General features: G+C 70.5%; 25 protein-coding genes and 2 pseudogenes. 10 read left to right on the top strand and 17 right to left on the bottom strand.

The genetic code is table 11. The annotated features are described in order from the left end of the window. Positions 1-34: 34 nt before the first annotated feature. Positions 35-865 carry a universal stress protein gene (locus tag OG303_RS48620; RefSeq protein ID WP_405876461.1) on the bottom strand — a complete coding sequence of 277 codons (831 nt, stop codon included), beginning with the start codon at positions 863-865 and terminating at the stop codon, positions 35-37. A gap of 236 nt (positions 866-1,101) precedes the next feature. Here OG303_RS48620 and OG303_RS48615 point away from each other — a divergent pair, with 236 nt between their 5' ends. Then, positions 1,102-1,491, top strand: coding sequence for an STAS domain-containing protein (locus OG303_RS48615; protein WP_405876460.1), 390 nt, complete (start codon positions 1,102-1,104; stop codon positions 1,489-1,491). An 18-nt stretch (positions 1,492-1,509) separates the two neighbouring features. On the opposite strand, the gene OG303_RS48610 is transcribed toward OG303_RS48615, so the two are convergent. Continuing rightward, the gene (locus OG303_RS48610) at positions 1,510-2,511 is read right to left on the bottom strand and encodes an Acg family FMN-binding oxidoreductase (protein ID WP_405876459.1); all 1,002 of its coding nucleotides are present in this window, start codon (positions 2,509-2,511) and stop codon (positions 1,510-1,512) included. Positions 2,512-2,832: 321 nt separating this feature from the next. Here OG303_RS48610 and OG303_RS48605 point away from each other — a divergent pair, with 321 nt between their 5' ends. Together OG303_RS48605 and OG303_RS48600 are read left to right on the top strand one after the other, a co-directional pair. Beyond that, on the top strand, positions 2,833-3,402 hold the full coding sequence (locus OG303_RS48605; protein ID WP_405876458.1) for a hypothetical protein: 570 nt from the start codon (positions 2,833-2,835) through the stop codon (positions 3,400-3,402). 139 nt (positions 3,403-3,541) lie between these two features. Next, the gene (locus tag OG303_RS48600; protein ID WP_405877853.1) at positions 3,542-4,438 is read left to right on the top strand and encodes a pyridoxamine 5'-phosphate oxidase family protein; all 897 of its coding nucleotides are present in this window, start codon (positions 3,542-3,544) and stop codon (positions 4,436-4,438) included. A 115-nt stretch (positions 4,439-4,553) separates the two neighbouring features. On the opposite strand, the gene OG303_RS48595 is transcribed toward OG303_RS48600, so the two are convergent. Further along, entirely contained in the window at positions 4,554-4,757 is a 204-nt protein-coding gene (locus tag OG303_RS48595; protein WP_405876457.1) for a TrkA C-terminal domain-containing protein, read from the bottom strand. On the opposite strand from OG303_RS48595, the gene OG303_RS48590 reads away from it, so the two are divergent. After that, on the top strand, positions 4,669-5,037 hold the full coding sequence (locus OG303_RS48590) for a universal stress protein (protein ID WP_405876456.1): 369 nt from the start codon (positions 4,669-4,671) through the stop codon (positions 5,035-5,037). The genes OG303_RS48595 and OG303_RS48590 overlap by 89 nt on opposite strands. A 401-nt stretch (positions 5,038-5,438) precedes the next feature. Further along, positions 5,439-6,071, top strand: coding sequence for a hypothetical protein (locus OG303_RS48585; RefSeq protein ID WP_405876455.1), 633 nt, complete (start codon positions 5,439-5,441; stop codon positions 6,069-6,071). 39 nt (positions 6,072-6,110) lie between these two features. Here the strand turns inward: OG303_RS48585 and OG303_RS48580 are convergent, their stop codons facing one another. The 9 genes from OG303_RS48580 to OG303_RS48540 form a co-directional block, all read right to left on the bottom strand. Then, a complete protein-coding gene (locus OG303_RS48580) occupies positions 6,111-6,284 on the bottom strand; it encodes a CBS domain-containing protein (protein ID WP_405876454.1) in 174 nt (57 codons plus the stop codon). Further along, complete coding sequence (locus OG303_RS48575; protein ID WP_405876453.1) at positions 6,281-6,781, bottom strand: universal stress protein; 501 nt, start codon at positions 6,779-6,781, stop codon at positions 6,281-6,283. Before OG303_RS48575 ends, OG303_RS48580 begins: the two co-directional genes overlap by 4 nt. Positions 6,782-7,173: 392 nt before the next feature. Further along, positions 7,174-8,049: a universal stress protein gene (locus tag OG303_RS48570; RefSeq protein WP_405876452.1), complete on the bottom strand. Its 876-nt coding sequence runs from the start codon at positions 8,047-8,049 to the stop codon at positions 7,174-7,176. A gap of 174 nt (positions 8,050-8,223) precedes the next feature. Next, a complete protein-coding gene (locus OG303_RS48565; protein WP_405876451.1) occupies positions 8,224-8,805 on the bottom strand; it encodes a V-type ATP synthase subunit D in 582 nt (193 codons plus the stop codon). Between the two features lie 43 nt (positions 8,806-8,848). Further along, on the bottom strand, positions 8,849-9,205 hold the full coding sequence (locus OG303_RS48560) for a hypothetical protein (protein WP_405876450.1): 357 nt from the start codon (positions 9,203-9,205) through the stop codon (positions 8,849-8,851). A gap of 56 nt (positions 9,206-9,261) precedes the next feature. Next, complete coding sequence (locus OG303_RS48555; RefSeq protein ID WP_405876449.1) at positions 9,262-10,470, bottom strand: transposase; 1,209 nt, start codon at positions 10,468-10,470, stop codon at positions 9,262-9,264. Between the two features lie 621 nt (positions 10,471-11,091). Beyond that, positions 11,092-12,534, bottom strand: a complete 1,443-nt coding sequence (locus OG303_RS48550) for a peptidoglycan-binding protein (protein WP_405876448.1) — start codon at positions 12,532-12,534, stop codon at positions 11,092-11,094. Between the two features lie 634 nt (positions 12,535-13,168). Next, complete coding sequence (locus OG303_RS48545) at positions 13,169-13,558, bottom strand: hypothetical protein (protein WP_405876447.1); 390 nt, start codon at positions 13,556-13,558, stop codon at positions 13,169-13,171. Between the two features lie 130 nt (positions 13,559-13,688). Next, on the bottom strand, positions 13,689-13,886 hold the full coding sequence (locus OG303_RS48540; RefSeq protein WP_405876446.1) for a hypothetical protein: 198 nt from the start codon (positions 13,884-13,886) through the stop codon (positions 13,689-13,691). 251 nt (positions 13,887-14,137) lie between these two features. Between OG303_RS48540 and OG303_RS48535 the strand changes: the two genes are divergently transcribed. From OG303_RS48535 to OG303_RS48525, 3 genes are all read left to right on the top strand, one after another. Beyond that, the gene (locus OG303_RS48535; RefSeq protein WP_405876445.1) at positions 14,138-15,304 is read left to right on the top strand and encodes a sensor histidine kinase; all 1,167 of its coding nucleotides are present in this window, start codon (positions 14,138-14,140) and stop codon (positions 15,302-15,304) included. Then, positions 15,301-15,969 (top strand): response regulator, encoded by a 669-nt coding sequence (locus tag OG303_RS48530; protein ID WP_405876444.1) that lies wholly within the window; start codon positions 15,301-15,303, stop codon positions 15,967-15,969. Before OG303_RS48535 ends, OG303_RS48530 begins: the two co-directional genes overlap by 4 nt. A gap of 152 nt (positions 15,970-16,121) precedes the next feature. Then, complete coding sequence (locus OG303_RS48525; RefSeq protein ID WP_405876443.1) at positions 16,122-16,583, top strand: CBS domain-containing protein; 462 nt, start codon at positions 16,122-16,124, stop codon at positions 16,581-16,583. 37 nt (positions 16,584-16,620) lie between these two features. Here the strand turns inward: OG303_RS48525 and OG303_RS48520 are convergent. From OG303_RS48520 to OG303_RS48505, 4 genes and pseudogenes are all read right to left on the bottom strand, one after another. Further along, positions 16,621-17,691 (bottom strand): annotated as a pseudogene (locus OG303_RS48520) (acyltransferase); the annotation flags it as partial. A 96-nt stretch (positions 17,692-17,787) separates the two neighbouring features. Then, positions 17,788-19,941, bottom strand: a pseudogene (locus OG303_RS48515) (glycosyltransferase); the annotation flags it as partial. Between the two features lie 2 nt (positions 19,942-19,943). Beyond that, positions 19,944-20,627: a hypothetical protein gene (locus tag OG303_RS48510; RefSeq protein ID WP_405876442.1), complete on the bottom strand. Its 684-nt coding sequence runs from the start codon at positions 20,625-20,627 to the stop codon at positions 19,944-19,946. An 86-nt stretch (positions 20,628-20,713) separates the two neighbouring features. After that, positions 20,714-21,352, bottom strand: coding sequence for a hypothetical protein (locus OG303_RS48505; RefSeq protein WP_405876441.1), 639 nt, complete (start codon positions 21,350-21,352; stop codon positions 20,714-20,716). Positions 21,353-22,283: 931 nt separating this feature from the next. Here OG303_RS48505 and OG303_RS48500 point away from each other — a divergent pair. After that, the gene (locus OG303_RS48500) at positions 22,284-23,309 is read left to right on the top strand and encodes a 6-phosphofructokinase (protein ID WP_405876440.1); all 1,026 of its coding nucleotides are present in this window, start codon (positions 22,284-22,286) and stop codon (positions 23,307-23,309) included. 411 nt (positions 23,310-23,720) lie between these two features. Continuing rightward, entirely contained in the window at positions 23,721-24,071 is a 351-nt protein-coding gene (locus OG303_RS48495) for a hypothetical protein (protein ID WP_405876439.1), read from the top strand. Here the strand turns inward: OG303_RS48495 and OG303_RS48490 are convergent. After that, on the bottom strand, positions 24,028-24,630 hold the full coding sequence (locus OG303_RS48490; RefSeq protein WP_405876438.1) for a TetR/AcrR family transcriptional regulator: 603 nt from the start codon (positions 24,628-24,630) through the stop codon (positions 24,028-24,030). The genes OG303_RS48495 and OG303_RS48490 overlap by 44 nt on opposite strands. Positions 24,631-24,634: the final 4 nt, after the last annotated feature.

Genomic DNA, 24,634 nt, shown 5'->3' with positions numbered 1-24,634 from the left:
CCCTGCTGTGCGGGCCTGTTCAGCCGCCGACAGGTCATCGGGCCGGCACGACGACCACGGGGCAGTGGGAACGGTGCAGCAAGGTGTGGGCGACCGGGCCCAGGCGCGGGCCGAGCCGGTCGGGACGGCGGTGGGCTCCGATGACCACGACGCCGGCATCGCGGGTGGCCTCCAGCAGGGCGTGCGCCGGCCCCGTACGAACTGTGCTGGTCTCGACGCCGACTTCGGGATGTTTCTCCCGCAACTCGGCCATGGTGAGGCGGGGTACCGCTGCCTCGCCGGCGTCACGCAGGGCGAGTTCCCGCTGTCCCGGGCTCGTTGCGGGCACCAGCGACGGCAGTTCGGGCGTGACGTGCCGGTGGGACCAGGAGTGCAGGACGCGCAGCCGGGCATCGCGCCGTTCCGCTTCCTGGAAGGCGTAGGCCGCCGCGTCCGCGTCCGCGTCGCTCCCCAGACCCAGCACCACCTCGCGGCCTTCGTCGCAACGATGGTCGCCGCGTACGACCACCAGCGGGCCGTGGGTGTGCGCGGCCAGGCGCAGGCTCACCGAGCCGAACAGCACTCCGGTGAGCCCGCCCAGGCCGCGGCTGCCCACGACGGTGACGGCTGCTCCTTTGCTCTCATGCACCAGCGCCGCCACCGCGCCGCCCTCGGCCGACACGCTCTCGACCGGCAGGTCGCGGTGGTGCGCGCGGATCCGGGAGACCGCCGAGGCCAGTATCGGCTCGGCCTCGTCCCTTTCGGGGGCCGCATAGACGATGCGCAGGGTGACGCCGCGGCGTACGGCTTCTTCGGCCGCCCAGTCCAGCGCACGCACGGCGATCAGCGAGCCGTCCACTCCGGCGACCACGTACTGGGGAGTCATGGGTCTGTTCCCTTCTGTTCCGGTGCTTCCACGCCTGACACGTGCGGACGAAGCGGCCTACGGACGCCCGTCTTTCACCCCTTGGGGGGTGCGGATCCCATCGTCCGGCGGGCGGTCGACCGTGGGGTGGGGCCATCGGTCCCGCCCCGGCCGGAGAGCGACCCTGGCCCCCATCTCCGGTCCTCGGGGGCCGACCGGCCCTACCGCCATGACCGGTATGCAGCTTTTCTCTCTATATGGCCGAGAACCTCACCGGGCCCGCGCCTTGCCACACGGAACGAGTCGTCGACGGCACGACCGTGGTGGAGGTGCGCGGCGAGATCGACATCCTCGCTGCGCCGCCTCTCGCGGCACGCCTCGACGCCCTGTCCGCCGACCCGCACCCCGACCTGGTGCTGGACCTGCGCCCCGTGTCCTTCATCGACTGCAGCGGACTTCGCCTGCTGTGCCGGACGCGGAACCGGGTGCTGGCCCGGCAGGGTCGGTTGCGACTGGTCACCGACAGCAGTTGCTTCCTGCGCATCCTGCGCGGTGTCCAGCTGGCAGGCGTCTTCGAGATCCACCCCGACCTGTCGGGCGCGCTCACCACGGTCCCCCGCGAGAACACCGCCTCCACCTCGGGCTGACCGAAGCCGCCGAGCAAGTCACCGGTTCGGCACCCCGGTGTCGGACACCGAGTGCGGGGCGCGCCGCGGGGTGGCGGGACCCTCCGGGCCGTAGCCCATGCGGATCAGCATCTGAGCGTGCCCGGTGTGATCGGGATCCGGGCTGAGGGAGCGCCGCAGGTCGCTCCATTCCATCGGCTGGTGCAGCAGGGACGCCCGCAGACCGAGGGCCGTAGCGACCAGCAGGACGTGTTCGAGCGCCTCTCCGGCGCGCAGCCAGTCGGTACGACGGTCGTGCTCGGTCCTGAGCAGGGCGATGACCGGAGCGGTCTCGAAATCCTGGGCCGGCAGCCGCTCGAGGTGCCGCTCGGCGGTGAAGTCCCGCATGGGAACGCGTTCGCGCGCATCCTGCGGGCCCAGCGCCGTCCGCGGCAGCCCGGCGCCGGCCTGGTCGTCCGGGTCCCTGTGCACCCAGCGGCGGCTCTCCATGCCGCGGTCGGCGTCGAGGTGGTTGCGGTGCTCGGCCTCCGCGGTCACGCGGAGCAGCCGTGCCGTCTCGGCGACCTCGGGGAAGACAAGTGAGGCGCCTTCCGTGTGAGCTGCCTCGGCGAGTTCGGCGCGTGCCTGCGACGGCAGCGGCTTGCCTGTGAACGGGAAGCGGCTGCTGTGCCGGCGCCAGATCGCCGGGTAGAGGTCGGCGCGGTGTTCCGTGGCGTGCCGACCCCGGGATCCCGTCGGCCGGACGATGGCGAGCAGTCCGGGATCTTCGGGGCGCGGCAGCAGGCGTACGACGGGGGACCAGCCGAAGTGGGACACCGCCACGCGGAGGTTGAAGACGGAGGCACCCACCGAGAGGTGGAGGGCACGGCCGGCGGGATCGGCGTGGCGCAGGCTTCGTTCCGGGGCCGCGCGCACCTCGAAGGCGACGGTGTCGGGATCCAGCCTGAAGCGCCACGGCTGGGTGTTGAAGAACGAGGGTGCGGCCACGGCCGCACCAATGCAGGCTTCCAGGGTCTCGGCGTCGAGAGGCGCGGATCGCATGGTGCCCTCCTCCCGCACCCGGCTTTCGGAACAGGTGCTGTCCTTCGAGGGTGGGAGCGCGACGGCCATGACGTGAGGGGCCGATGGTCCCTCGTCGCCGGCCGGTCAGGCCACCGACGACCGGCGAGGCAGAGACGGAACAAAGAGCTCACGGTCACATACACGGGGCCTCCCTGCCCGCCGGCGGCAGCGAGGCTGAACGGCCCGTCGGCATCCCGGACTTGGCCCCGGTCGGCCCCACCGCTCCCCCTGACCGGCCCATGCCCCCGAGAGCTCCCGGCTGTCACGGTCCTGAGAGTGACGACGAGGAGGTGCGTACCGATGCGCGCAGGCGGGCGAGCAAAGAAGTGGCTGTGGCGGTGGCGGGCCAACCCGCTGCGCCGAAAAGACGACGTACTCGAGGCGTGGCTCGTGCTGGCCGTCTGGGCGCTCATCTCGGTCGGCGGCACCCTCGCCGGTGTGTTCACCGCGAGGGCCGCCGACGACGTGTTCGCGCAGCAGCGCGCCGAGCGCACCCCCGTACAGGCCGTGCTCCTCACGGACGCCCCACGCGCGGCGGCGACGAGCTACCGGGCCCTCGTGAAGGTCCGCTGGACCCTCTCGGACGGCTCCACCCACACCGGCATGACCCTGGTGGACGGCGGACGAAAGGCCGGATCCACGATCGTGCTCTGGACAGATACGCAGGGCGACCCCACCACCCAACCGCCGAGCCGCACGAATGCGGCAGTCGAAGCGGGATTCCTGGGAGCCGCGTCAGCCCTCGCCCTGACCGGCGTGGCCTTCGGCGCCGGCGGTGCCGCACGCTGGTGGCTCGACCGGCGGCGCATTGACCAGTGGGGCAGGCAGTGGGATCTGGTCGGTCCGCGGTGGGGGCACAAGACCAGCTGACGGCGCGCCCCCGCCGGGGGCCGCTCGGACCAGGACCGGCCGGTCCTGGTCCCCGGGACGCGTGCTTCTCATCCCGTGCGGTGAGCCGCCACGCGTGACACGTTGGGTAGAGCACCATTCCGAGGAAGCGGTGGCGATCATGCAAGCTCAACTCGGCGATCAACTCGTTGTCGAAAGCCCGGCCACCGGCGCAACCAGGCGCGACGGCGAGATTGTCGGACTGCACCACGAGGACGGAACCCCTCCCTACGACGTGCGCTGGTCGGACACGGACGAGGTGACGCTCGTGTTCCCCGGCCCGGACGCGCACATCCGTCACATCGAGCCCCAGCCCGGGAGAACGGGTGAGCAGGCCGGTGCTCTGTCCGGCAGGACACTGCCGGGCCCAGCGCCCAACCCGGGTGACATCGGCCGACGCGTTGCCGCCGAGCGCAGGCGGCAGGGAATGGCGCGGGCAGAAACTGCCCGGCGCGCCAGAATGGCGCCCGATTACCTGGCATACCTGGAAGAACACCCGGCCGACCCGAGCCTGGCGAGCCTCATCAGGCTGGCCGACGCGCTCGGCACGAGCGCCGAGGCCCTGCGCGGGGGCGGCATAGATCTGCCACCGGGACAGGGCCATGCGCTTCTGCGCCCGCAGCTGCAGGATCTCGGGCCCGACGAATGCCGTGCCCGGCTTTCCACCCACGGCGTGGGGCGCGTCGCGGTGTCGACGCCCGACGGCCCAGCCGTGATCCCGGTGAACTACGAGGTCGTCGACGACGCCATCGTCTTCCGGACCGCACCGGGCTCGGCGCCGGCGGCGGCCGTGGGAGCGGATGTCGCCTTCGAGGTCGACCATGTGAACCAGGTCATGAGCCAGGGCTGGAGTGTGCTCGCCGTCGGCCCCGCGCGGGTTGTCACGGACCCCGACGAGGTGCGAAAGCTGGCCGATCGGGCCCATACCGAGCCGTGGGCGGGGGGCGAGCGCGAGATGTGGGTGTCGATCCGTCCCAGGCGCCTGACGGGGCGGCGCATCAGTCCGGCCGATCAGTGAGTCGCCGCGGATTCCGCACCCGGCAAGAGGCGTAGGGGAAGGCGGCCTTCGAGGTCGGCAACGCGGTCTCTGATGGAGACGGCAATCGCCGCAGGACGGGAGCCGGGGCCAGCCGTCACTGGAAGGCGGCGTGGATCTCCTGTTCGGTGGCGGCGTGCGAGACGACGAGGAGTTCGTCCCCGGACTGGAGTCGCACCTCGGGTGCGGGGACGGTGGGTTGGCCGTCACGGATGACGGTGACGATCACGGCGCCCGCGGGAAGGGTGACCTCGGCGAGCGTGGTGCCCAGGCGGCCCGCGCCGGCGATGAGAGTCTTCATGTCCCCAGTTCCTTGTCCAGAAAGGCGCGAGGAGCAGTGGCGCGCCTTCGTCACTCCGGTGCTGCAGAACTGGCGCGACAAGTACCCCGACGTCGAGGTCACCGAGACGGTCGTCAAGGACAGGGCGGCAACCCAGCTGGTGCGCGCCGCATCGGGCGCCGGGCTGCTCGTCGTCGGCCGCCGCGTGCGCGAGACCCACCTCGGCCCGCACACCGGCCCGGTCACCCACTCCGTGATCCACCACGCGAGCTGCCCCGTCGCCGTCGTGGCGCACGGCTGAGCCCCCCGGCACGAAGAAAAGGCAGCGAGGAACGGCGGTACCCGCCATGGACACAACGCACACCCTGGTCGACCACGCGGCCAACCACCTGGTCCGCGCGGCCGTCGCCGCGCCCTCGGTCCACAACACCCAGCCCTGGCTGTTCACCCACCGGGAGGGAGAGCTCGACCTGTACGCGGACCCCACGCGCCGGCTCCTGCTCTCCGACCCGGACGGACGGGAACAGGTCATCAGCTGCGGCGCGGCCCTGTTCAACATCCGCCTGGCCATGCGGCACCTGGGCTTCCGGCCCGTCGTGCAGCCGTTCCCCGACCCGTCGAACCCGGCGCATCTCGCCCACGTCGGGTGGGGGGGCGTACGCCCCGCCGAGCACCGGCGAGAACCTGATGTACCGCGCCCTGATGCAACGGCACACGCACCGCGGCCCGTTCCAGTGGTCGCCGCTCCCGCAGCCGCTGGTCGGGGAACTGCGCGAGCACGCCCGGGCCGAGGGCGCCGAGCTGCACACGGTGGAGTCCCGCTGCGCACAGCGTCACCTCGCGGAACTGGTCCGCACCGCCGAAGCCATCAACCGCGACGACCCCGGGCACGTCGCCGAACTGGTGCACTGGACCCGGGCCTCCCGGGACGGCCGTCAGGACGGCGTCCCCCTGGCTGCCTGCGCGTGCGACCCGGACGGCACCGGCCTGGCCGGGCGCGACTTCCTCCTCCGCGCCACCCACACCCTGCCCACCGCATCCGAGGTCTGGCCGGCCGGTACAGGACTGGTCGTCCTTCTCACCACCCGGAACGACACCCATCAGGACTGGCTGTGCGCCGGACAGGCCCTGCAGCGCGTGCTGCTGCATGCCACGGCCCGCTGGACCGTGACCGCCTTCCACACACAACCCCTCGAAATCCCCTGGTTGCGCGCCCAGTTGCGCACGACGATCGCCCGCGGAGAGTTCCCCCAGATGATCCTGCGTCCCGGCCACGCCACTCGCGGCCGCCCAACTCCGCGGCGACGGCCCGACGCGGTCCTCATGTCGGAGTGACGGGGGCCTCCCCCGGGCCATACGGCGGCGCGGTCAGGATCACAAAGGCTGAGTAAGGTCCCGTGCCCTGCCGACGACGTCCGCGAGGTCGTTCAACTCCTGTGCGGCCGGCCAGAACAGGTCGTCGAAGGTGACGACGCCCACCAAACGTCCTGCGTCGACGACCGGAACACGCAGCACTTGCCGGTCACGCATGATCCGATAGGCGGTCATGACGCCGGCGTCGGCCTCGACCGCGGCGGGCTCCCGGTCATCACCGCATCGACGCGCCGCTCGGGTGGGGTGCCCGGAGCAAGGATCCGGGTCACCAGGTCACGAACGTACAGGGCACGCAGCGAGGCCTTGCGCATCGCCGCCCCCTCGAAGGCGAAGCCGATGACGGCGTCCTGCGGGCGGCGCTCGGTGTCGAGGGCGAGCAGGACCGGTCCGGCGGGCATGTCGCCGGAGTGGGGCACCGGGCGGACGAGAGTGACCGGGAAGTCGGCCCGCGTGGCGGTCTCCGCACCAGTCGAGCCCAGCAGGAGTGCCGACATACCGCCCACCCCGCGGGAGCCGAGCACCAGCAGTTCCGCGTCGCCTCCGGACGTCAGCAGAGCTTCGTACGGTGGGGCCTTCAGCAGCCGGGCATGGATGTCCGGACAGGGGTGTCGGCTGCGCAGCCGGTCCAGGGCAAGGTCGAGGGAGCCGACGGGCCCCGTGGCGGCGCGCATCCGCGTTCGGCGCGTCGAGGGACGGGCCGTCCGGCGGGGACCAGGCGGCGACCAGGCCGAGTGAGGTGCCGCAGAGTTCGGCTTCGCGTGCGGCACAGGCAGCGGCCGCGAGGCCCGCGGCGCTGCCGTCGATTCCTGCGGCGACGGGGGCGGGGCAGGGACACACTCCTCTGATCGAGCAGGGGCAGTGGTCCGGGGGCCAGGGACCTGGATGGAGGTCCTCACCTGGCCGGGGCGCGTGCGTTGTCGCGAGGGCTTCTCGGTTCCGATGTGGGGCCGAACGGCCCATCCCACCCATCCCCCGTCGCGGGACGGCAGGCCGAAGGGATGCAGGCCGAGCGTCGGTGCCGGGCCGGAGCTCGGGCGCCATCGGCTTGCTGTGGTCGCTCGTCTCACTCGTGGGGGACGACAGCGACGGGGCAGCGCGCGTGGTGGACGGCGGCGTGGGCCACCGAGCCCATGCGGGGTCCCAGGGCGGGACGGTGCTTGCGTCGGCCGACGACCAGCAGCCCGGCGCCCACGGCGGACCGTACGACAACCTTGGCGGGGCTTTCGAGACCGATGCTGTCGTCCACCACCACGCCCGGAAACTTCTCGCGCCAGGGGCGGAGAACCTGGCTCATGCTCTGCTGCGCGTCCCGCGTGATCTCTTCTCTGACATCGTGGTCCACGCCCCAGGGAACGTGCGCATGCACCGGCACCCTTCGGCCGTGGACGGCTCGAAGGGGCACGCCCCGCGCCACGGCGGTACCGAAGGCGAATGCGAGCAGGTCGTCGCAGGGACCCTGCAGTTTCAGCGCCACCACTACGCCGTCCGATGTACGCGCAGTGGGCGATGGCTCGTCCTCGCCGGTCGTGGCACGCACCAGAACCACCGGCCGCTCGACCCGCGCCACGACGGACAAGCTGATTTCGCCCAGGAAATAGCTCTCGACGGATTCCAGCCCCCGCGAGCCGAGCACGAGCATCTCCGACTCCGACGCCGCGTGCAGCAGTGCGTCCTGGGCATCGTCGGCGACCAGGCGCTCATCGATGACGAGGCCCGGGTGGCGCACCTGGAGCTCCGCCCGCGCGTTGTGCACGATCCGCCTCGCCCAGTAGTTCTGATCCACCTCCGCGGGTACGTCGGTAGGTTCCGGCACCAGCAGGGGCCACGCATGCAGCAGGCGCAGCGTGAGCCCCCGCCGCTCCGCCTCCTCGGCGGCCCAGCGGGCCGCGGAAAGACTCTCGGGTGAGCCGTCGAGGCCCACGGTGACAACTGACTCCATGTCGATTCCTCCGTCTCGTAGCAAGCTGGGAGGACGGTGAGCGTGAACGGCCTCTCCTTCGAGGATGACTCCATATCCCCCTGCGGCGCAGCCGCGCACTTGCGCGGGCGACCGGCCGGGGCGCACTTCCTGTACGGCGTCCGGGCAGTGGGTTCGCCCTGCTGCCTACTGGCGTCAGGTGTCGTCCGCCAGGGCACGGGCGGCCCAGCGCCGGCGCACCGCGTCCTCGTGCTCGCTCTGTTCCAGGGCGAGATCGACGCGGGCCAGCGCCTGCTCCAGTCGAGGGATCCAGTGGCGCTGCAGGGCGCGCACGCGCTGCCGGGTGCTGAGCACCTCGGCCCCGACGACACGTGCCGCGGTGCGGGCGACTGCGTACTGGGCGGCAGCCGGCACGGCTTCGGCGTAGGCGGCCTCGGCTTGGACCAGCGCGGTGTTCGCGGGGGACAAGGCCTCCGGCTCCCGTTCCGGCACCGTGCAGGACGCGGTCTGCGGGTGTCGCACGCCCATGGTGGACGTCCATACGATCTCCAACCCGGCGGGACGTGTGCGCTCGGGTGCGTCCAGGGACTCTTCGCCACCGAGGAGCAGCCCGCGCCGCAGCCAGGTCTCGGCCTCCCTCAGTCGCTCGTGCCAGTGATCCCGCGCGGTGTGCTCGGCGCGCAGCAGCTCCTCGTGCCGGGTGCGCGGGATGCGCAGTTTCTGGTCGAGCAGGTCCGCTCCGCGCCGCGCGACCTCCAGACTGTGGCGCAGCCTCATCCTGCCGGCCCGTCCAGGTGGGATACGCGGGTCCGCCATGGGATCACCCGCTCTCCGTCGCGCCGTGCGCGTCGAGGAACTCGGCGGGCAGCATGGACAGTTGGCTGCGGGGCAGGGTGAACAGCACCTCCCAGGCACGCTCCAGCGTCTGCTCCGGCGTGCGCAGTTCGTCGCGCCGCTGGTCCATGAACCCCCGGGCGAACGCCTCGTCGAAATCGAGGTAGCGGCGGTCGGTGGGGCTGAGGGCCGCCTGCCCGACGAGGTCGGCCAGCTCCCTGATCTGCCGGGCCCGGGCCAGGGCGGCGAGCAGCTGTGCGGCGACGTCGAGGTGGTCGTCGCGGGTACGGCCCGGACCCGCGCCCTTGCGCATCGGCCGGGACAACGAGGACAGCGCGTCCACCGGCGGATAGACGCCCTAGGCGCAATGCCGTGACTCTGTTGGCGATCTTGCCGGGGTCAGCTGGGGGCGGTGCAGAGGGCGCGGAAGTGGCTGGGTGCCCGCCGGGGACGGGTCGGTTCGGCGATCCAGTCGGCGACGCGGGTGACATTGCAGGCCAGTTCGGTCAGGACGTGCCCGATGTGCGTTTTCGGCAGGCCGCGGTAGCGGGTTCGGCGCAGGCCGTGGGCGCGGACGTTCTGGGAGAGGGTGGCTTCGATGCCGGCGCGGATCGCGTACCGGCGCTGCCAGTCCTCGGTGCGCTGGTCGAGACGGTTGTGCTGCTGGATCTCATGCAGTTCGCGGGTGGGCAGCAGCGCGAGTGAGCGCGGACCGCTGACCGCGTCGGTGCACTGCGGGCGCACGGGGCAGGCCAGACAATTGGCCTTGTCGAACTTGACCTGGATGTAGTCGTGTCCGCTGATGCGCAGGGTCCGCCACTCGCGGCTGAGGTTGCCCTGGGGGCAGGTGGCCCGGCGGTGCTCCCAGTCGATCGAGAAGGCGGCCTTGTCGAACCCGGCCCCGCTTTTGGCCTGGTGACTGTGGTCGGGTGCGACCGGGCCCAGCAGGGTGATGCCGTGCACCCGCCGGGCGCGTTCGATCTGCACGGGGCTGACGTAGGCGGCGTCGACCGCGTGCTCGGCCGGAGTGAGGTCGATCGCCGCGAGGTCGTCGTGGATCTGGGCGGTGAGCTTGCCGTCCTGGACCGGGGCGATCGTGGTGGCCACGTGCACGACCACCTCCGGCAGTTCTGACGTGCACGTTTCGGTGAAATGGGTGCGGTAGCCGGACCAGACGGTGTCGCGTTTGACGCAGTAGTGCGCATCGGTGTCGTACGGGGAATCGAACCGCAGCGACGCGGGTGGCAGCGCGTGCCCGTCGCGCCAGCGCAGCAGCCCACGGGCGTCCCAGTAATAGTGGTGCACCCAGACCCGGCGCAGGATCTCCACCTGCGTCAGCGTCCGGAGCCTGGTCGGGGCGTCGGCCGCCCACACGGCGGCCAGGATCTTCTGCCCGTCCCGGCCGAAGGCCTCTGCCAGGGCGGTGACCCCGGCCTTCCCGCCGGGGACCCTGCCGATCTCCACCTTGCGCCCGTAGCGCTTGTCCCACTCCGGCTCGACCAGCGGCAGCAGCCAGTCCGGGTCCGCCTGGGTGAGCTGTTCCAGGGCGGCCCGCAGACTCTCGCCGACCAGCTCCAGTCGGCTGAGGGTGCATACCGCCGCGAGCACGTGGGTCGCGTCGGTGCTGCCGTCCGCGGAATTTGAGCCGTCCGGCCTCGGTCAGCCGGTGCAGCATCACCTGCAGCAACACCAGCGCCAACTGCCCCGGCGCCAAGCCCGGCCGGCCGTCCTTGGGGAACAGGTCCGCGAACTCCTCGTCCTTGAACACCACATCCAGCCGGTCCCGCATCAGCATCGCCGGCGTGCCCTTCGGGCACGCCGCCCACGCCGTCAACACCGTTCGCGTCGGGATCCGTTGGTAACTCCTGGCCCGCAGGACATCTCCGGCCCTCTCCCCGGAACCACCCCGCCTCACTCCAGCAAACCGCCCAACAGACGACCTGTCAGCATCCCCGGCAAGATCGCCAACAGAGTCACGGATTGGGGCTAGCGCGAGCTCGACGTGCCGTGGGCGCTCTACCACGCGCGCCGGCTGTTCCTGCTGTCCGCCGAGTCGGCACCGGGGCCGGCTCGGCGTGACCGACGACCGGTCCGGATGCACCGAGGGCCGCCTGCCGACGAGGCCAGGTCTCGCGGCGGCACCCGGTATCGCCGGTCCGGACTCCGGCGACGGGATGAAAGGCCCGGACGAAAACTCTCATCCGAGCACCTGAGCACCCGGTCAGCCGGTCAGCGGACTCGGATGAACAGCACGTCGTATCCGCTGTTCGTACTGCGGGTCTTGACGTACACACCGTCCGACCCGCCATTGGGGTTGCCGGTGTTGCCCTCGACGGTGGTGAAGCTGGAGCCGCCGCTCACTGTTCTCACGATGCCTATGTGCTCCTGGCCGCCCTTGTAGTCGTTTCCTCCATCCCAGTCGAAGGCCACGATGTCGCCCGGCTGCGGGTTCGTCGTCACCGAGAGGTGGTAATTGCCGGCCCGCGCCTGGTTGACCCAGTGCTCGACCCAGGTGCTGCGGTAGGAGGTGGCCCCGGTCTGCTTGGCCACCCAGCTCACGAAGGTCGCACACCAGGAGTAGTTGCTGGTGGACATCGACACGCCCACAGCCGATCCGTAGCTGTTCGCCCGGGCGCTGCCCTCGACCGTGCCGACCTCGGCCGCGGCCACATCGAGGATCTTGCTGTACCCGCCGCCGGGCGGGGGCGATGAAGGCGGGGTGACCGCGCCGTACAGAGCGGCCTTGGTGTTCGGACCCACCTGGCCGTCGACCGACAAACCCTTCTCGGCCTGGAAGTCCCGCACCGCGCTGTCCGTCAACGGTCCGAAGTCGCCGTCAACGGCGAGATCGGCTCCGTGGTGGTTGAGCAGGCTCTGTAGCTCGGTGACACAGCCGCTGCGCTGGCCCTGCACGATATTGCTCGGGCACGAGCTGGAGTTCAGGTTGATCGGCGCCGGTGCGCCGCTGCCGCCGCCCGTGCTGATGTTCGAGTACAGGGCGGACTTGGTGTTCGGGCCGACTTCGCCGTCGACGGAAAGCCCCGCCGCCGACTGGAACGACTTCACAGCTGCCAGGGTCAGAGGACCGAACTCACCGTCCACGTCGAGGTGTTGTCCCTTGCCATTGAGCAGGGCCTGCAGCGTCGCGACACAACCGCCGCTCTGCCCCTCCACGATGTCCGACGGACAGGACGCCGATCGCAGGTCCAGGGCGGTGGACGGCGACTCGTCGGTGTCGTAGAGCTCCCGCTTGGTGTTCGTGCCGACCTGGCCGTCGACCGAAAGGCCGTGCGCGGACTGGAAGTTTCGGACCGCGCTGTCCGTCGCCGCTCCGAAATCGCCGTCCACGTCGATCGAGTAGCCGAAGTGGCGGAGCAACCGCTGCAGTTCGGTGACGCAGCCGCCCTTGTTGCCCTGGACGATGTTCGCCGGGCACGACGAGGACCTGAGATTGATCGGTGCCGGGGCCGAACCGCCGGTCGCGTACAGCTTGGCCTTGGTCTGGGGGCCCACCTGTCCGTCCACGGCGATCGCGGTGGAGGACTGGTACTCGCGCACCGCGTAGCGCGTGTTCGCCCCGAAATTGCCGTCCACCACCAGACCGGCGCCGTGGGCGTTGAGCAGATTCTGCAACTCCGTGACGCAGCCGCTCACCTGGCCCTGCTGGATCACGTTGGGACAGGACGAGGAGGTCAGCTTGATCGCCGCAGGCGCCGCCGACGCCGGACCGGCACCGAGTAGTGTGGCCGCCGAGAGGAGCGCCGCCGTAGCGGCGAAAACGCCGGTTCTGACCCTCCAACCCGGTCTCGCACTCATGGTGACCCGATGCTGGATGGACGCGTTGTCGGTGTGAACGCGAAATGAACTCTTTCTCATAACTGCGAAACTTCTCCTTTACTGGATCTGGCCGGACTGGCCGGACTGCGGCGACGTGTCGTTCATGAAAGGTGCCGCCCGCCCCGGCAGACGCTTACCTCATGCCTGCCGTCGATAAATGGCCGAGAAATTGGAATTCTGGCCAGGCCGGCACGGTTGCACCAATGCCCCTACGTGGCAACAGAGTTGAGGGCCTCGACAGTCATGATCGGGCTGTCATTCCGCGCACGACGGTGACCGTTCACGCTCCTGCGCACAATGTCCTGGATCCACGCACGCACCGGAGAACACCACCCGCCCGTCGTCCGTGCCTTCGCCGCCCTCCTGCTGCCGCATCGTCGTCGCAGTGCGGGAGACTTCCCACGCCGGTTCAAGCAGAACCTGGCCCCCGCCTCCCCGGCGGGCGGGGGCCACGGAGCGTGTGACCTTGTCAGTTGCAGCTGGAGGCGGTCTGGATCATGATGCCGGTCACCGTGAGGTAAGAGGGGTATGAGCGCCCTGTGTTCGGCTCGAGGCACTCGTAGTACGTCACGCCGTAGCTGACGTACCTGAGAATCACCCGGTCGTCGTTCCGGGTGTTCATCACGTGGGTGGCGCCCCTGCTCTTCGAGCCCAGGTTCTGGATGACGTCGGTGACGTCCTGGTACGCGGCGGTGGGCGAGCTCGCTGCCCAGTCGGCGTCGGTGAGGTAGAAGCAGACGCGGGGGTACACGCATCCCTTGTAAGAACTGGCGTAGGCGGGGGTCGCGGTGAAGACCGCCGTTCCGGCAACCATGGCGACCGCCATGGCGAAAGTGCGCTTGAGGAGCGGAATGCGCATGTCTGCCTCCTTCTGTTGAAGTGATGTCACGGTGGGGTGGGATAAGCAGTGCGGCCCAAGGTTGACTCGGTTGGGGCGGCCACGGCGCCGCCCGTGCAGGCAGCCGGTTTGACTCGCCTCGTACCCGAGCTCACGCAAGCCCCCTGTCGTTGGTCACCGGGCCGGTGCCCTGAGGGACGGACGCCGATGCGGGCGTGGGAGCCAGAGCCAGTACGCCTCCGACTGCCATGGCGGCCGCAGCCGCCAGACCCCGCTCGCTACGTGCCATGGTTTTCCCCGTGATGATCGGCCGCAGCGTCGCCCGGGTAATGCGCGTGCGTATGGTCATGCCGGCTCCTTCCGGCCGCGAGCCGCGCAACGCCCCGTTGGGTTCCTCCGAGCAGCCGGCGAGCCGTATGGCTCCGCTGGTCGGGCGGCGCCACTGTGCCATGACCGTAAGGTCGGCGGCGCACCCTCCGCGTCGGGCAGCGGGTGGAACTCCCGCTCCACTGTGTGCGGTAGCCGTGGAGGTACCTGCAACTTCCGCGGTACCACGGAAGGTTGACGCTGCCGCGCGCGGCTTGGGCATACGCTGCGGCGATGCGCATGCGTACGCCCCGGCCGGTCACCGTCGACACGCTGATCGCGCTCGCCATGACCGCGACGGCTGTCCGGCTGGGACAGTTGTCGGTGGCGCAGGGCTGGCCCGAACTCGACGCGAGCGCTTACGTGCTCCTCGTCCTGGCGCATCTGCCCGTCGCCCTGCGGCGCAGGGCACCGCTGGTGGTCTTCGCTGTCGTGCAGGTGGCCGGCATCGCCTACATCGGTCTGGGGTACTGGCCGGTGGCGTCCGCGTTCGGCTCGATGCTCGCCCTGTACACGGTGGCGTCGGTGCACCCGGCACGGATCGCCGCCGGTTGCGCGGCCGTGATGACGGCCAAGTGGGTGTACGCCGGTGTGATCAGCGACAGCCTGTCCACGGGGCTGGTCGTGGGCCAGGCGCTGCTGTACTGCTCGGTGCTGGTGTGGTCCGGCACGCTGGCGCGACGCTCCCACGCCCTCGGCCAGCAGCTGCGGGCCGAGCAGGCCGAACGGGCCCGCCGTGAGGTCGCCGCCGAACGCGGGCGCATAGCCCGCGAGCTGCACGACGTCGTCGCCCACCACATGTCGGTGATCTCCGTTCAGGCGGGCCTGGCCCGGTTCGTCCTCGACTCCGATGCCACAACGGCCCGGGACGCGCTCACCACCATCGAGGACACCAGCACGGAGGCGCTTGAGGAGTTGCGGCGCATGCTGAAGGTCTTGCGGGAACACGACCTGGGCGGCGCCGAGTCTGCCGCCCCCATGCCCACCCTCGCCCGCCTCGACGACCTGGTGCAGCGGGTCCGGGCCGGCGGAGTCCCCGTCGAGCTGAACATCCAGGGCACCGCGCGCCCGCTTCCGCCCGGCGTCGAGCTGTGCGCATACCGCGTCGTCCAAGAAGCCCTCACCAATGTCCTCAAACACACCCACCACGCCGCCACCCAGGTGCGACTCCATTACGCCAAGCACGAACTGACCGTCAGCGTCACCAACGGCGGAGAGGGGAAGATTCCGGCCATAGTCTCGTCGGGCGGCGGACACGGCTTGATCGGCATGCGAGAGCGGGCCAAGCTCTACGGCGGGACCATCAGCGTCGGCCCATGCGCCGAAGGGGGCTTCGCGGTCAGCCTGACCCTGCCAACATCGGCAACTGCCGCACGGTGGAGGGACGAACGCACCAGATGACCAGAGTCCTCGTCGTCGACGACCAATTCCTCATCCGCGCCGGGCTCGTCGGGCTGCTCGACGCCGCGCCCGGCTTCGAGACCGTCGGTGAGGCCGGAGACGGCGAGGAAGCGGTGCGACTGGCCGCCAAGACGCGGCCCGACGTGATCCTGATGGACATCCGCATGCCCGGCATGAACGGCATCGAGGCCACCGAGCGCATCCTCGCCGAGGCGGCCGCCCCCGTGCCCCGGGTGCTCGTGCTGACCACCTTCGACCTCGACGAATACGTGTACGGGGCGCTGCGGGCCGGAGCATCGGGTTTCCTGCTCAAGGACTCAGGGCCCGAGCGACTGTTGGCGGCGGTAGCCGCGGTCGGCGGCGGCGACGCCCTGTTCGCACCCACCGTGACCCGGCGCCTGGTCGAAGCCTTCGCCCACCAGACCCGCTCCGATCCCGGCGCCCCACCCCCGTGCGACCTGGATGCGTTGACCTCACGCGAGGTCGACGTCCTCAAGCTCACCGCGCGCGGCCTGTCCAACCTGGACATCGCCGACCGGCTCTGCATCAGCGAAGCGACGGTCAAGACCCACCTCAACCGCACCATGAACAAACTGGACCTGAACAGCCGGGCCCAGGCGGTGGTGGTGGCCTACGAGACAGGGCTCGTGACACCGGGACCGTAGGCCGGCACGGCCTACCTGCGGGAACGCCGCCCTGCCCGGGCCGCGGGTGTTGCCCGGACGTCCGAAGGCCTTCTCATTCGCCGCGCTGTCGGCGCCATCCCAGCACGTGCCGTCCACCGCCATCAGCCGCGGATCGTCAGGTGAGTCACGTCATGCGGCGGTCCGTGTCCGGAGTCTTCGGCGACACGCCGTTCCTCGACGTCGCCCGGATGCTGGCCCGCTTGCAGACCGGGGCCGTACCCGTTGTGGATGAGACCCAGCGGGTGATCGGCGTGATCGCGGAGTCCGACCTCCTCGCCCGGGCGGCATCGCTTGCCGCGGGCGATCGGCCCGCCGCGTTCGACCGTATGCTGCGTCGGCGGCCATGTACCGCGGACGCGGGAGAGACGGGGGCCACGCCGATGTCCGCGCCGGCGCTCACCGTACGCCCCATCGTCACCGGCGTCGTCCAAGGCGAGTTGGGGATCGACCCCGCTCGAGTGCACGTGCAGGTCCTGAGCGGCACGGTCACGCTGAGCGGCACGCTGGACGCTGTTCTGGTCCCGAAGTTGAGGACTGCAGTGGAACAGATCGCGGATGTGGTCGCAGTGTCGGACCACCTCATCGCCGTCTGAGAAGACCACACCGCCCCGCCGGATCGGCGAGCGCAGATCACACCTCTTCGGGCTGCCGATCCGGTCGTGGCCACAGCCGTATCGGGCGTTTCGCCGCCCGGTCCTCCGACCAGCCGACCAGCAACACCGCCACGGCGATGAGAGGCCAGGCGACGAGGTACAGGAACCACTCGGCGCCGAGCGGCAGGGAGTTCTCCAGCGCGGGTACGCGCCACATCTGGTCGATGAGGACCACACCGAGCACGAGCGCGACCTCGTGCCACAGATATACGGTCACAGCCCTGGCGTTGAGCAGCACGACGACGGCGTGCAGCGGCCGGTGGCGCCTTATCCAGCGGTCGCTCTGCGGTCCGAACCGCAGCAGCAGGAGAACGAAGCCGAAGGACCAGAAGGCCTGCCCGAGCGGAATCGAGCCGAGGTCGTAGCCCTCCTCGGTCGGATGCGCCAGGACGAACCAGCCGCCCACCGCCATGACCGCGACGGCCGCCGCCCCGGCGCCTGCCGCGGGCAGCCGGCGTGCGAGCCCGTCGCGGTGGGCGAAGCCCAGCAGCCAACAGGCCCCGAACGTGGCGAGGTCGGTGAAGGGGGCCGCGACCCGGGCGGGCAACGGCAGCAGCTCGCTCTGGGCCAGCGCCGCCAGTGCCAGGAAGGCCGCCACCGAGATCCACGGTGCCTTGCGGAACACGCGCAGCAGCAGCGGCGAGAGGATCACGAACAGCAGGTAGGCGCGGATGTACCACAGGGGTGCGACGATCTGCCGGGCCCAGTCGGCGTCGGCGAAGGGCGGCTCGCTGATCGGCACGATCCAGAACACCATCCGCGCCCAACCGGCAGCCTGGCCGCCGCCGTCCTCGTCCGGCCGCCAGCCGGACAGCAGCATCGCGACAACCACGACCAGGCCGAAGAGCCATACCGGAGGCAGCAGTCGGCGCATCCGGGCGCGTACCACCGCGGTCGCTGAGCGGTCGCCGCGGTCGAGGGAGCGAGCCATCAGGGAGCCCGCCAGGGCGAACATCACGCCCAAGGCGGGGAAGGCGAGGGTGAGCCACGCCCAGTTGAAGGTGTGGTAGGTCACGACACGGATCAGGGCCACGGCCCGCAGGAAGTCCAGATAGAGGTTGCGGCCCTTCTTGTGGGGCACGGACGCGGCGGGCTGTACGGCGGCGACCGGGCCGGGGGCCGGCACCGGCTGCGGCGCGGACAGCGGTGGCACGGACACCGGGGGCGCGGTCACCTTGCCGGTCCGGCGCAGCTTGTGCCAACGCAGGCGGGCGCCGGTGAGCGCCGTCGTGCAGGACTGCAGCAGCACCGTGTACAGGAGCTGGCGGTAGAACAGCTGCTGCAGCGGCAGCGCCCACAGCACGCGCAGCTTCTCTCCGTCGAGCCGCAACGCGTAGGCCGCGCACAGGAGTTGTACGCCGAGCAGCGCGCCCCAGGCGAGCGCGGTGCGCGCCGGATCCTGGAAGAGCAGCCCGTACACCAGGAACAGGTCGATCAGCGGGGCCAGCAGCGGGGTGAGCACGGTGAACAGCACCACCAGCCCCAGCCCGTAGCGGCCGAAGTGGCCGGCGTGGCCCCGTTCGACAAGCGCGTGGCGGTGCTTCCACATCGCCTGCAGGGTTCCGTAGCTCCACCGGTAGCGCTGCCGCCACAACTGGCCGACGGTCGCGGGCGCTTCGGTCCAGCCTCGGGCCCGCTCCTCGTACACCACCTGCCAGCCGCCCCGGTGCAGCGCCATCGTGAGGTCGGTGTCCTCGGCGAGGGTTTCGTCGCTCAGCCCTCCCACGTGCCGCAACGCGGAGCGCCGAAAGGCGCCGACGGCCCCGGGCACGGTGGGGATGCAGCCCAGCACGTCGTACATACGGCGGTCCAGGTTGAGACCCATCACGTATTCGAGGTGCTGCCAGGTGCCCAGCAGGCGGCCCCGGTTGCCGACCTTGGTGTTGCCTGCCACCGCCCCGACGCGGCGGTCGGCGAAGGGCTGCACCAAGTGGTGCACGGTGGCCGGTTCGAAGACCGTGTCGCCGTCCATCATCACGATCAGCGGGTACCGGGCAAGCGCCATACCTGTGTTGAGGGCGGCGGGCTTGCCGCGGTTGGGCTGCCGTACGACGGTGACGCCCGGCAGCGCGAGCGAGGCCACGGCCTCGGCGGTGCCGTCGGTGGAGCCGTCGTCCACCACCACGACCTCGACCGGGTGTTCGCTCTTGACGACGGACAGCACCGTCTGGACGATGCACTTCTCCTCGTTGTAGGCGGGGATCACCACGCTCACGGGTTCAGTGATCTCCGGTCCCCAGGAGAAGCCCGGCTCGCGGCGCCCCCGGGCGTGGCGGCGGGCCAGCACCAGCATGGCCGCGAACCGGGCGAGCATCAGAGCGCCCACGGCAGCCATCAGCACGACCAGAGCGGGCACGAGCCGATCGCCGGCGATCACCGCCGCCACGAAAACCCGTCCGCTCCACAACTCGGCCCCGGAGACCGGGTGATGGGCGCCGCCTGCCCCGAGGCCTCCGGTGACGGTGGTGAACCGGTAGCCCTGGGCGCGGAGTTCGGGAATCAGGATCTCCAACGCGCGAACCGTCTGGGAGCGATCCCCTCCGGCGTCGTGCAGCAGCACCACGGCGCCCTGCCCGGTCACCTTCCGGGTGACGCTCGCGACGATGGCATCCGTGCCCGGTCGCCGCCAGTCCTCGGTGTCGACGTCGACCAGCGCGGTGATGTACCCCTTGCTCCCGAGCCGCTGGACCACCGGCCAGGACAGGTCGTCCAGGTCCGCGGCGTGGGCCGAGTACGGCGGGCGCACCAGCGAGCTGTGGATGCCCGCCGCTCCCGCCAACGCGAGCTGGGTCTGCGCAAGTTCGCGCTCCGTACGGGCCTCGGACTGGTACACGAGGTCGGGGTGCGTGAAGGTGTGCACACCGACCTCGTGTCCCTCGCCGACCATGCGCCGTACGAGACCGGGCTCGCGGGCGGTCGCCGCGCCGAGCACGAAGAAGGTGCCCTTGGCGCCGTAGTGGTCGAGCACGTCCAGGACCTGCGGCGTCCAGGTCGGGTCCGGGCCATCGTCGAAGGTCAGGGCGACGGTACGGTCCGGCAGCCGGTGGCTGCGCGTCCCGGATCCGCTGGTGTCGATCACCGGACCGCCGCGCAGCACCGCCTCCGGCACCTGGTCGGCCGCGACCGGAGGATGCACGCGTTGGTCGGCGGCGAACTCCCCGTGTGTGTAGCCGTGCAGCAGCAGGATTCCCGCCACCAGGACCAGGACGAGAAGCAGCACTGCAAACCGCGGGCGGGAGGCGGTGCCGCGGCGGGTCTTGTGTCGCCTCGCAGGGCGTCTCGGCGACTGTGCGGACATGGTCAGGGTCCCGCCGGGTCACTGGAGGCGGCGGGTGACGCCCCGCCGTTCGGCGCCCCCGCACCGATGCCCGGCGACTCACTCGGCGCGCTGCCGGAACTCTCCGGAGACGGGCTCGAAGCACCGTCGGAGGGGCCGGCCGAGGTCGCGGGGCCGGTGCCGGACGGGCTGCCGGAATCCGTCGGGCCGGTTCCGGGCGAGGAGCCGGTCGGTGAGGTGCCACCCGTGGGTGTGGGCGACGCGCTGGGCTCCGTCGCCGGGTCCGAGGAACCTCCGCCGCCCGAGGACGGGTCCGTAGGCAGGGCCGACGGTCCCGGGACCTCCGACGGTGACACGGACGCGCCGCCGGACGAGGGGGCGACGGACGAACCCGGCAGATCCTCACGCGGGGTCTCACGTACGGTGCCAGGCTTCTCGGAGGGCAGGCCGGGTACGGGCAGTATGGTCCGCGGGGCGAACGGCGTCGCGCCCATGAAACTGAGCACCAGCACGCCCGCGTACGCGGCACACAGCGCGCCCGCCGCGTAGACGACGCGCCGGATGCGCCGCCCACGGCGCCCGGTGGAGTCGACGAAGACGGGAGCGGAGCCGTCCTCTCCAGCGTGCGGGGGCGGCGTCGGGACCAGCGGCACCGTGTCGGTGTTCGGGTGCCTGGGCCGAGACGGATGTGCTCGGGACCGAAGCATGTCTCCTCCCTGCTGACGACGCTCAACGAGGTCGTGATCCTCGGCGCCCGCAGACCGCGGGCCGACCCCGGCGGCTCCGTCCCGCGTCAGGCTGCCGCGCCTACCCGGGTGCGCAGGTTGTGGAACTGGCGAGTCTGCATGATGAAGTGCGCCGGTTCGCCCAGCAGCAGGTCGAACGGTCGGGTGAGGCGACGCGGGCGGCTCTGTCCGCGGGTACGGACCACCAGGCGGGTGCCGCCATCGGCAGTCGGCCGCAAGTGGAATGCCCAGATTCCGTCCATGTGCGCCAGTGGGAGAACATCCCACTGCGGATCGAAGGAATGGCCGGAGGGCAAGCTCAGATCCGAGCGCAGCACCAGGGTCCGGTTCGGCTCCAGACGGGCCACGGTGAACCAGGACCAGCCGTTCCGCGTCGCCGTCAGGCGTTGCCCCTCCTCCAGGTGCTGCCACTCGGGCGCAATGCGGTCCGCACTGGGTTCTCCGTAGCGGTCCAGGCGGTCCCAGCTGTACCAGCCTCCGCGGTCGCCTCCCATCTGCACCAGCCAGGGCCAGACCGTCTCGGGGGGCGCCGGAAGGGTGGTGGCCATGGTCGAGGTGCCGTCGGCATCGGGCACGATGTCGTCGCCGGGGTAGGTGCGGTCGGTCTCGTCCTGTGTCGCGCCCCAGGTCAGCAGCCTCGGCCGCAACCGCAGTGCGTAGAGCGCCAGCGCGGCGGCGGTCGCCACGAGGGGAACCAGACGGGCTCCCGGTCGCCGTCGAAATGATGGCCGCTTGGACATGGTGTCCTCCCTGGTCACCGGCGAGCAGGCCTTATGTCGGCAGGACTCCAGGGCGTGCGGCAAGAGATCGGTGCGCGAGCACTGAACATCCGCGCATCGGTGGTCGCACGGAAGGTGGCGACCTCCTCAGCGCGGCGGTCCTCGATCCGCTTGACCGGGGACGTCGCAGCGCCGGCAATGGGCACTTCGTGCGACGGGCCTCGGCGTGGAGTCTGTCGTTTCACTTTGGTATATCGGGTACGGGGCGGCCTGCGCGAGGGCCGATCGGCCCTCCACGAGGTCCCATTCGCCCGGCGGTCACCTCGCCCGCGCCACCACGCAAGACCATGCTACGGCCAGACCTCCGCCCTCGTCGGTGACGCGGGGACCCAGTTCCGCGCAGGCGCATGTGAGCCGGTCGGCGATCCAGCACCGTGCTCGTCGCAGGTGACCAGAGCAGGCCCAGGTCGTTGCGCAGGGCCGGATGGACGGCGTAGTCGCCGAGGTCGAAGAGGACCTGGCGGGTGAAGCCGTGGAAGACGACGACGGAGTGACCCATGATGTCGGTTCCGACGGCGGTGAGCGCAACGGCGGCGTGCCGTACGTGGGGGACGAGTCACGGGGCCGAAGGTCCTCCGGTGGCAGGCCCCAAGGCGGGTCGCCGACGGGGTCACAGGCGCTCATGATGGAAGGAGAGTCACCTGGCTCTTCGAGTTCACGTCCGTGGAGGTGAACCGAATGACTCTGCCCGTACAGCACAGGCCGGAAAGCCTGCTGGAGCGGGCCGACACCTGGCGTGAGCCGATCGCTGCCGAGTTCGACGAGCGAACGCGGGACCCGCACATCACCCGGAGCTGCTGCCCGCCGACGTCACTCCGTGCAGGGAAGGGAAGAGGCCATGAGAGTCGGAGTGCTGACCGGCGGCGGTGACTGTCCCGGCCTCAATGCCGTGATCCGCAGCGTCGTCCGCAAGGGCGTCCAGGAGTACGCCTTCGATTTCGTCGGCCTGCGTGACGGCTGGCTCGGTGCGCTCCAGGGCAATGTGGTGCCGCTGGACATCTCCCGCGTGCGGGGGATCCTTCCACGCGGCGGAACCATCCTCGGTTCCTCCCGCACCAACCCGTTCAAGCACGAGGACGGGGTGCGGCGCATCCAGGACACCCTGGCCGCGCACAGCATCGACGCGCTCGTCGTGATCGGCGGCGAGGACACTCTCGGTGCGGCCTGCGAGCTGAGCCGGCAGGGGATCAATCTGGTCGGCGTGCCGAAGACCATCGACAACGATGTATCGGGCACTGACTACACCTTCGGCTTCGACACCGCCGTCGGCATCGCGACGGAGGCCATCGACCGCCTCCACACCACCGCCGAGTCGCACATGCGCACCCTGGTGGTGGAGGTGATGGGACGGCACTCCGGATGGATCGCCCTGCGCGCCGGCGTCGCGGGCGGCGCCAACGTGATCCTTGTCCCGGAGCAGCCGTTCGACATCGATCAGGTCTGTGCGTGGGTGAAGAACCGCTTCAAGACCAACTATGCGCCGATCGTCGTGGCCGCCGAGGGAGCCGTCCCCAAAGATGGACAAATGATCCTCAAGGACCACACGGTGGACGAGTACGGCCATGTGCGGCTGTCCGGCATCGGCGAGTGGCTGGCCCAGGAGATCTCGCAACGCACCGGCACGGACGCCCGCACCACGGTCCTCGGCCACGTCCAGCGCGGCGGCACCCCGAGCGCCTTCGACCGCTGGCTGGCCACGCGCTTCGGACTGCACGCAGTCGACGCGGTCCATGACGGAGACTTCGGCATGATGGTGGCCCTGCGCGGCACCGAGATCGTCCGCGTTCCCCTGGCCGACGCCACGGCGCAGACCAAGCTGGTGGATCCGTCGCTGTACGAGGAGTTCGAGGTGTTCTTCGGCTGAGCATCCCCGCCGTCAGCCGGCGTACGGCACCACTGCTACTGGGCAGCGGGTGTGATGCAGTACGGCGTGGTCCCCGGCCCCAGTCGGCCTTCGGACGTCTGAGGGCCGGTACGGCGCCCCACGACCAGCAGATCCGCTCTCGTCTACCTCGACGACAGCATCACCATCGCCTGACGGAGGCACGGAGGCGCAGTCGGACGCCCGGGGTCGGCGCTCAGGGCTCCTTGTCGCGGCCTTTGCCCCGGCCGTTCTGCGCGCGCGTTCCGTCACACTTGCCACCTTGGTGGGCGAACAAGGGAAGCCGAATCCGGTCCTGACAACCGACGGTCTGCGGCATGCCACGGTCGAGGTCACCTCCGTCGGCTATGACTGGACAGAATTCGACTCGCTGGTCGTGATCAGGGTGGCCTGGTGGGCACCCCGATGAAGACCATCGCCATGACCTCGGTCCGCGTGGAACGGGCCGGAATGGCCTCCGCCCTCGTCAACACCATGCGTCAGGTCGGCCAGGTGTTCGGCGTGGCCGTGCCCGGCTCGCTCGCCTTCGGCCAGGTGCCCGGCGGACACGTCCGTACCGCCGCCGACCGCACCCAGTTCGTCACCGGCCTGCACCACGCCCTGCTGGTGTGCGGCCGACCCTGCTCGCTACCACTGCCCCTGAGCGCGGCCCTGCTCTTCCGGCGTCCGTCGGCCGGCTCCGGCACCCCTGCCGCGACGGTCATCTCTCTTGTGCAGGCCGGGCCGAGTCGCGAAACGACTTGAGCACGTGCCGCACCATCTGCCCGGCGGTATTGGCACGGAGGAATCCCGAGATACCGCCGTAGGTCAGTTCGAGCACGATTCCCCCCATGTCGAGGGCGCTGATCCTCCCGTCACGCCCCAGGGCGAGTTTTTCGAGCAGAAGCTTTCCGATTTCTTCCCACTGACTGACGAACAGCTGACGCTGCCGCATTCCCAGATTTCCGTCACGCTGTGCACGGCGGAGGAACTCAATGGCGATGATTCCCCATTTCTGTTCCGCGGCACGGGTGTCGGACCAATGGGCGACGATTTCGATGACGACGTCCGGGTCGGTGACTTCGCGCAGGGCTTCGGAGAGTTCTTCGACGTCGTGCCCCGCGTTTCCCTCGAGGAGTACCTGGAGGACGTCCGGCTTGGAGGCGAAGTTCGAGTAGAAGGCTCCCTTCGAGAACCCCGCCTCGTCCGCGATGCGTTCGACCGAGGCGCCCTCGTACCCCTCCCTCGCGACGACGTCCCGTGCTGCGTTCAGGAGCTTCTCCCGCGTGAGCGCCTGGCTCTGCTCTCGCGTCAGCCTCGCCATGATG

This window comes from Streptomyces sp. NBC_00005 (genome assembly GCF_045160215.1).
Taxonomy (GTDB): domain Bacteria; phylum Actinomycetota; class Actinomycetes; order Streptomycetales; family Streptomycetaceae; genus Streptomyces.
This window is presented reverse-complemented; position numbering and strand designations above follow the sequence as displayed.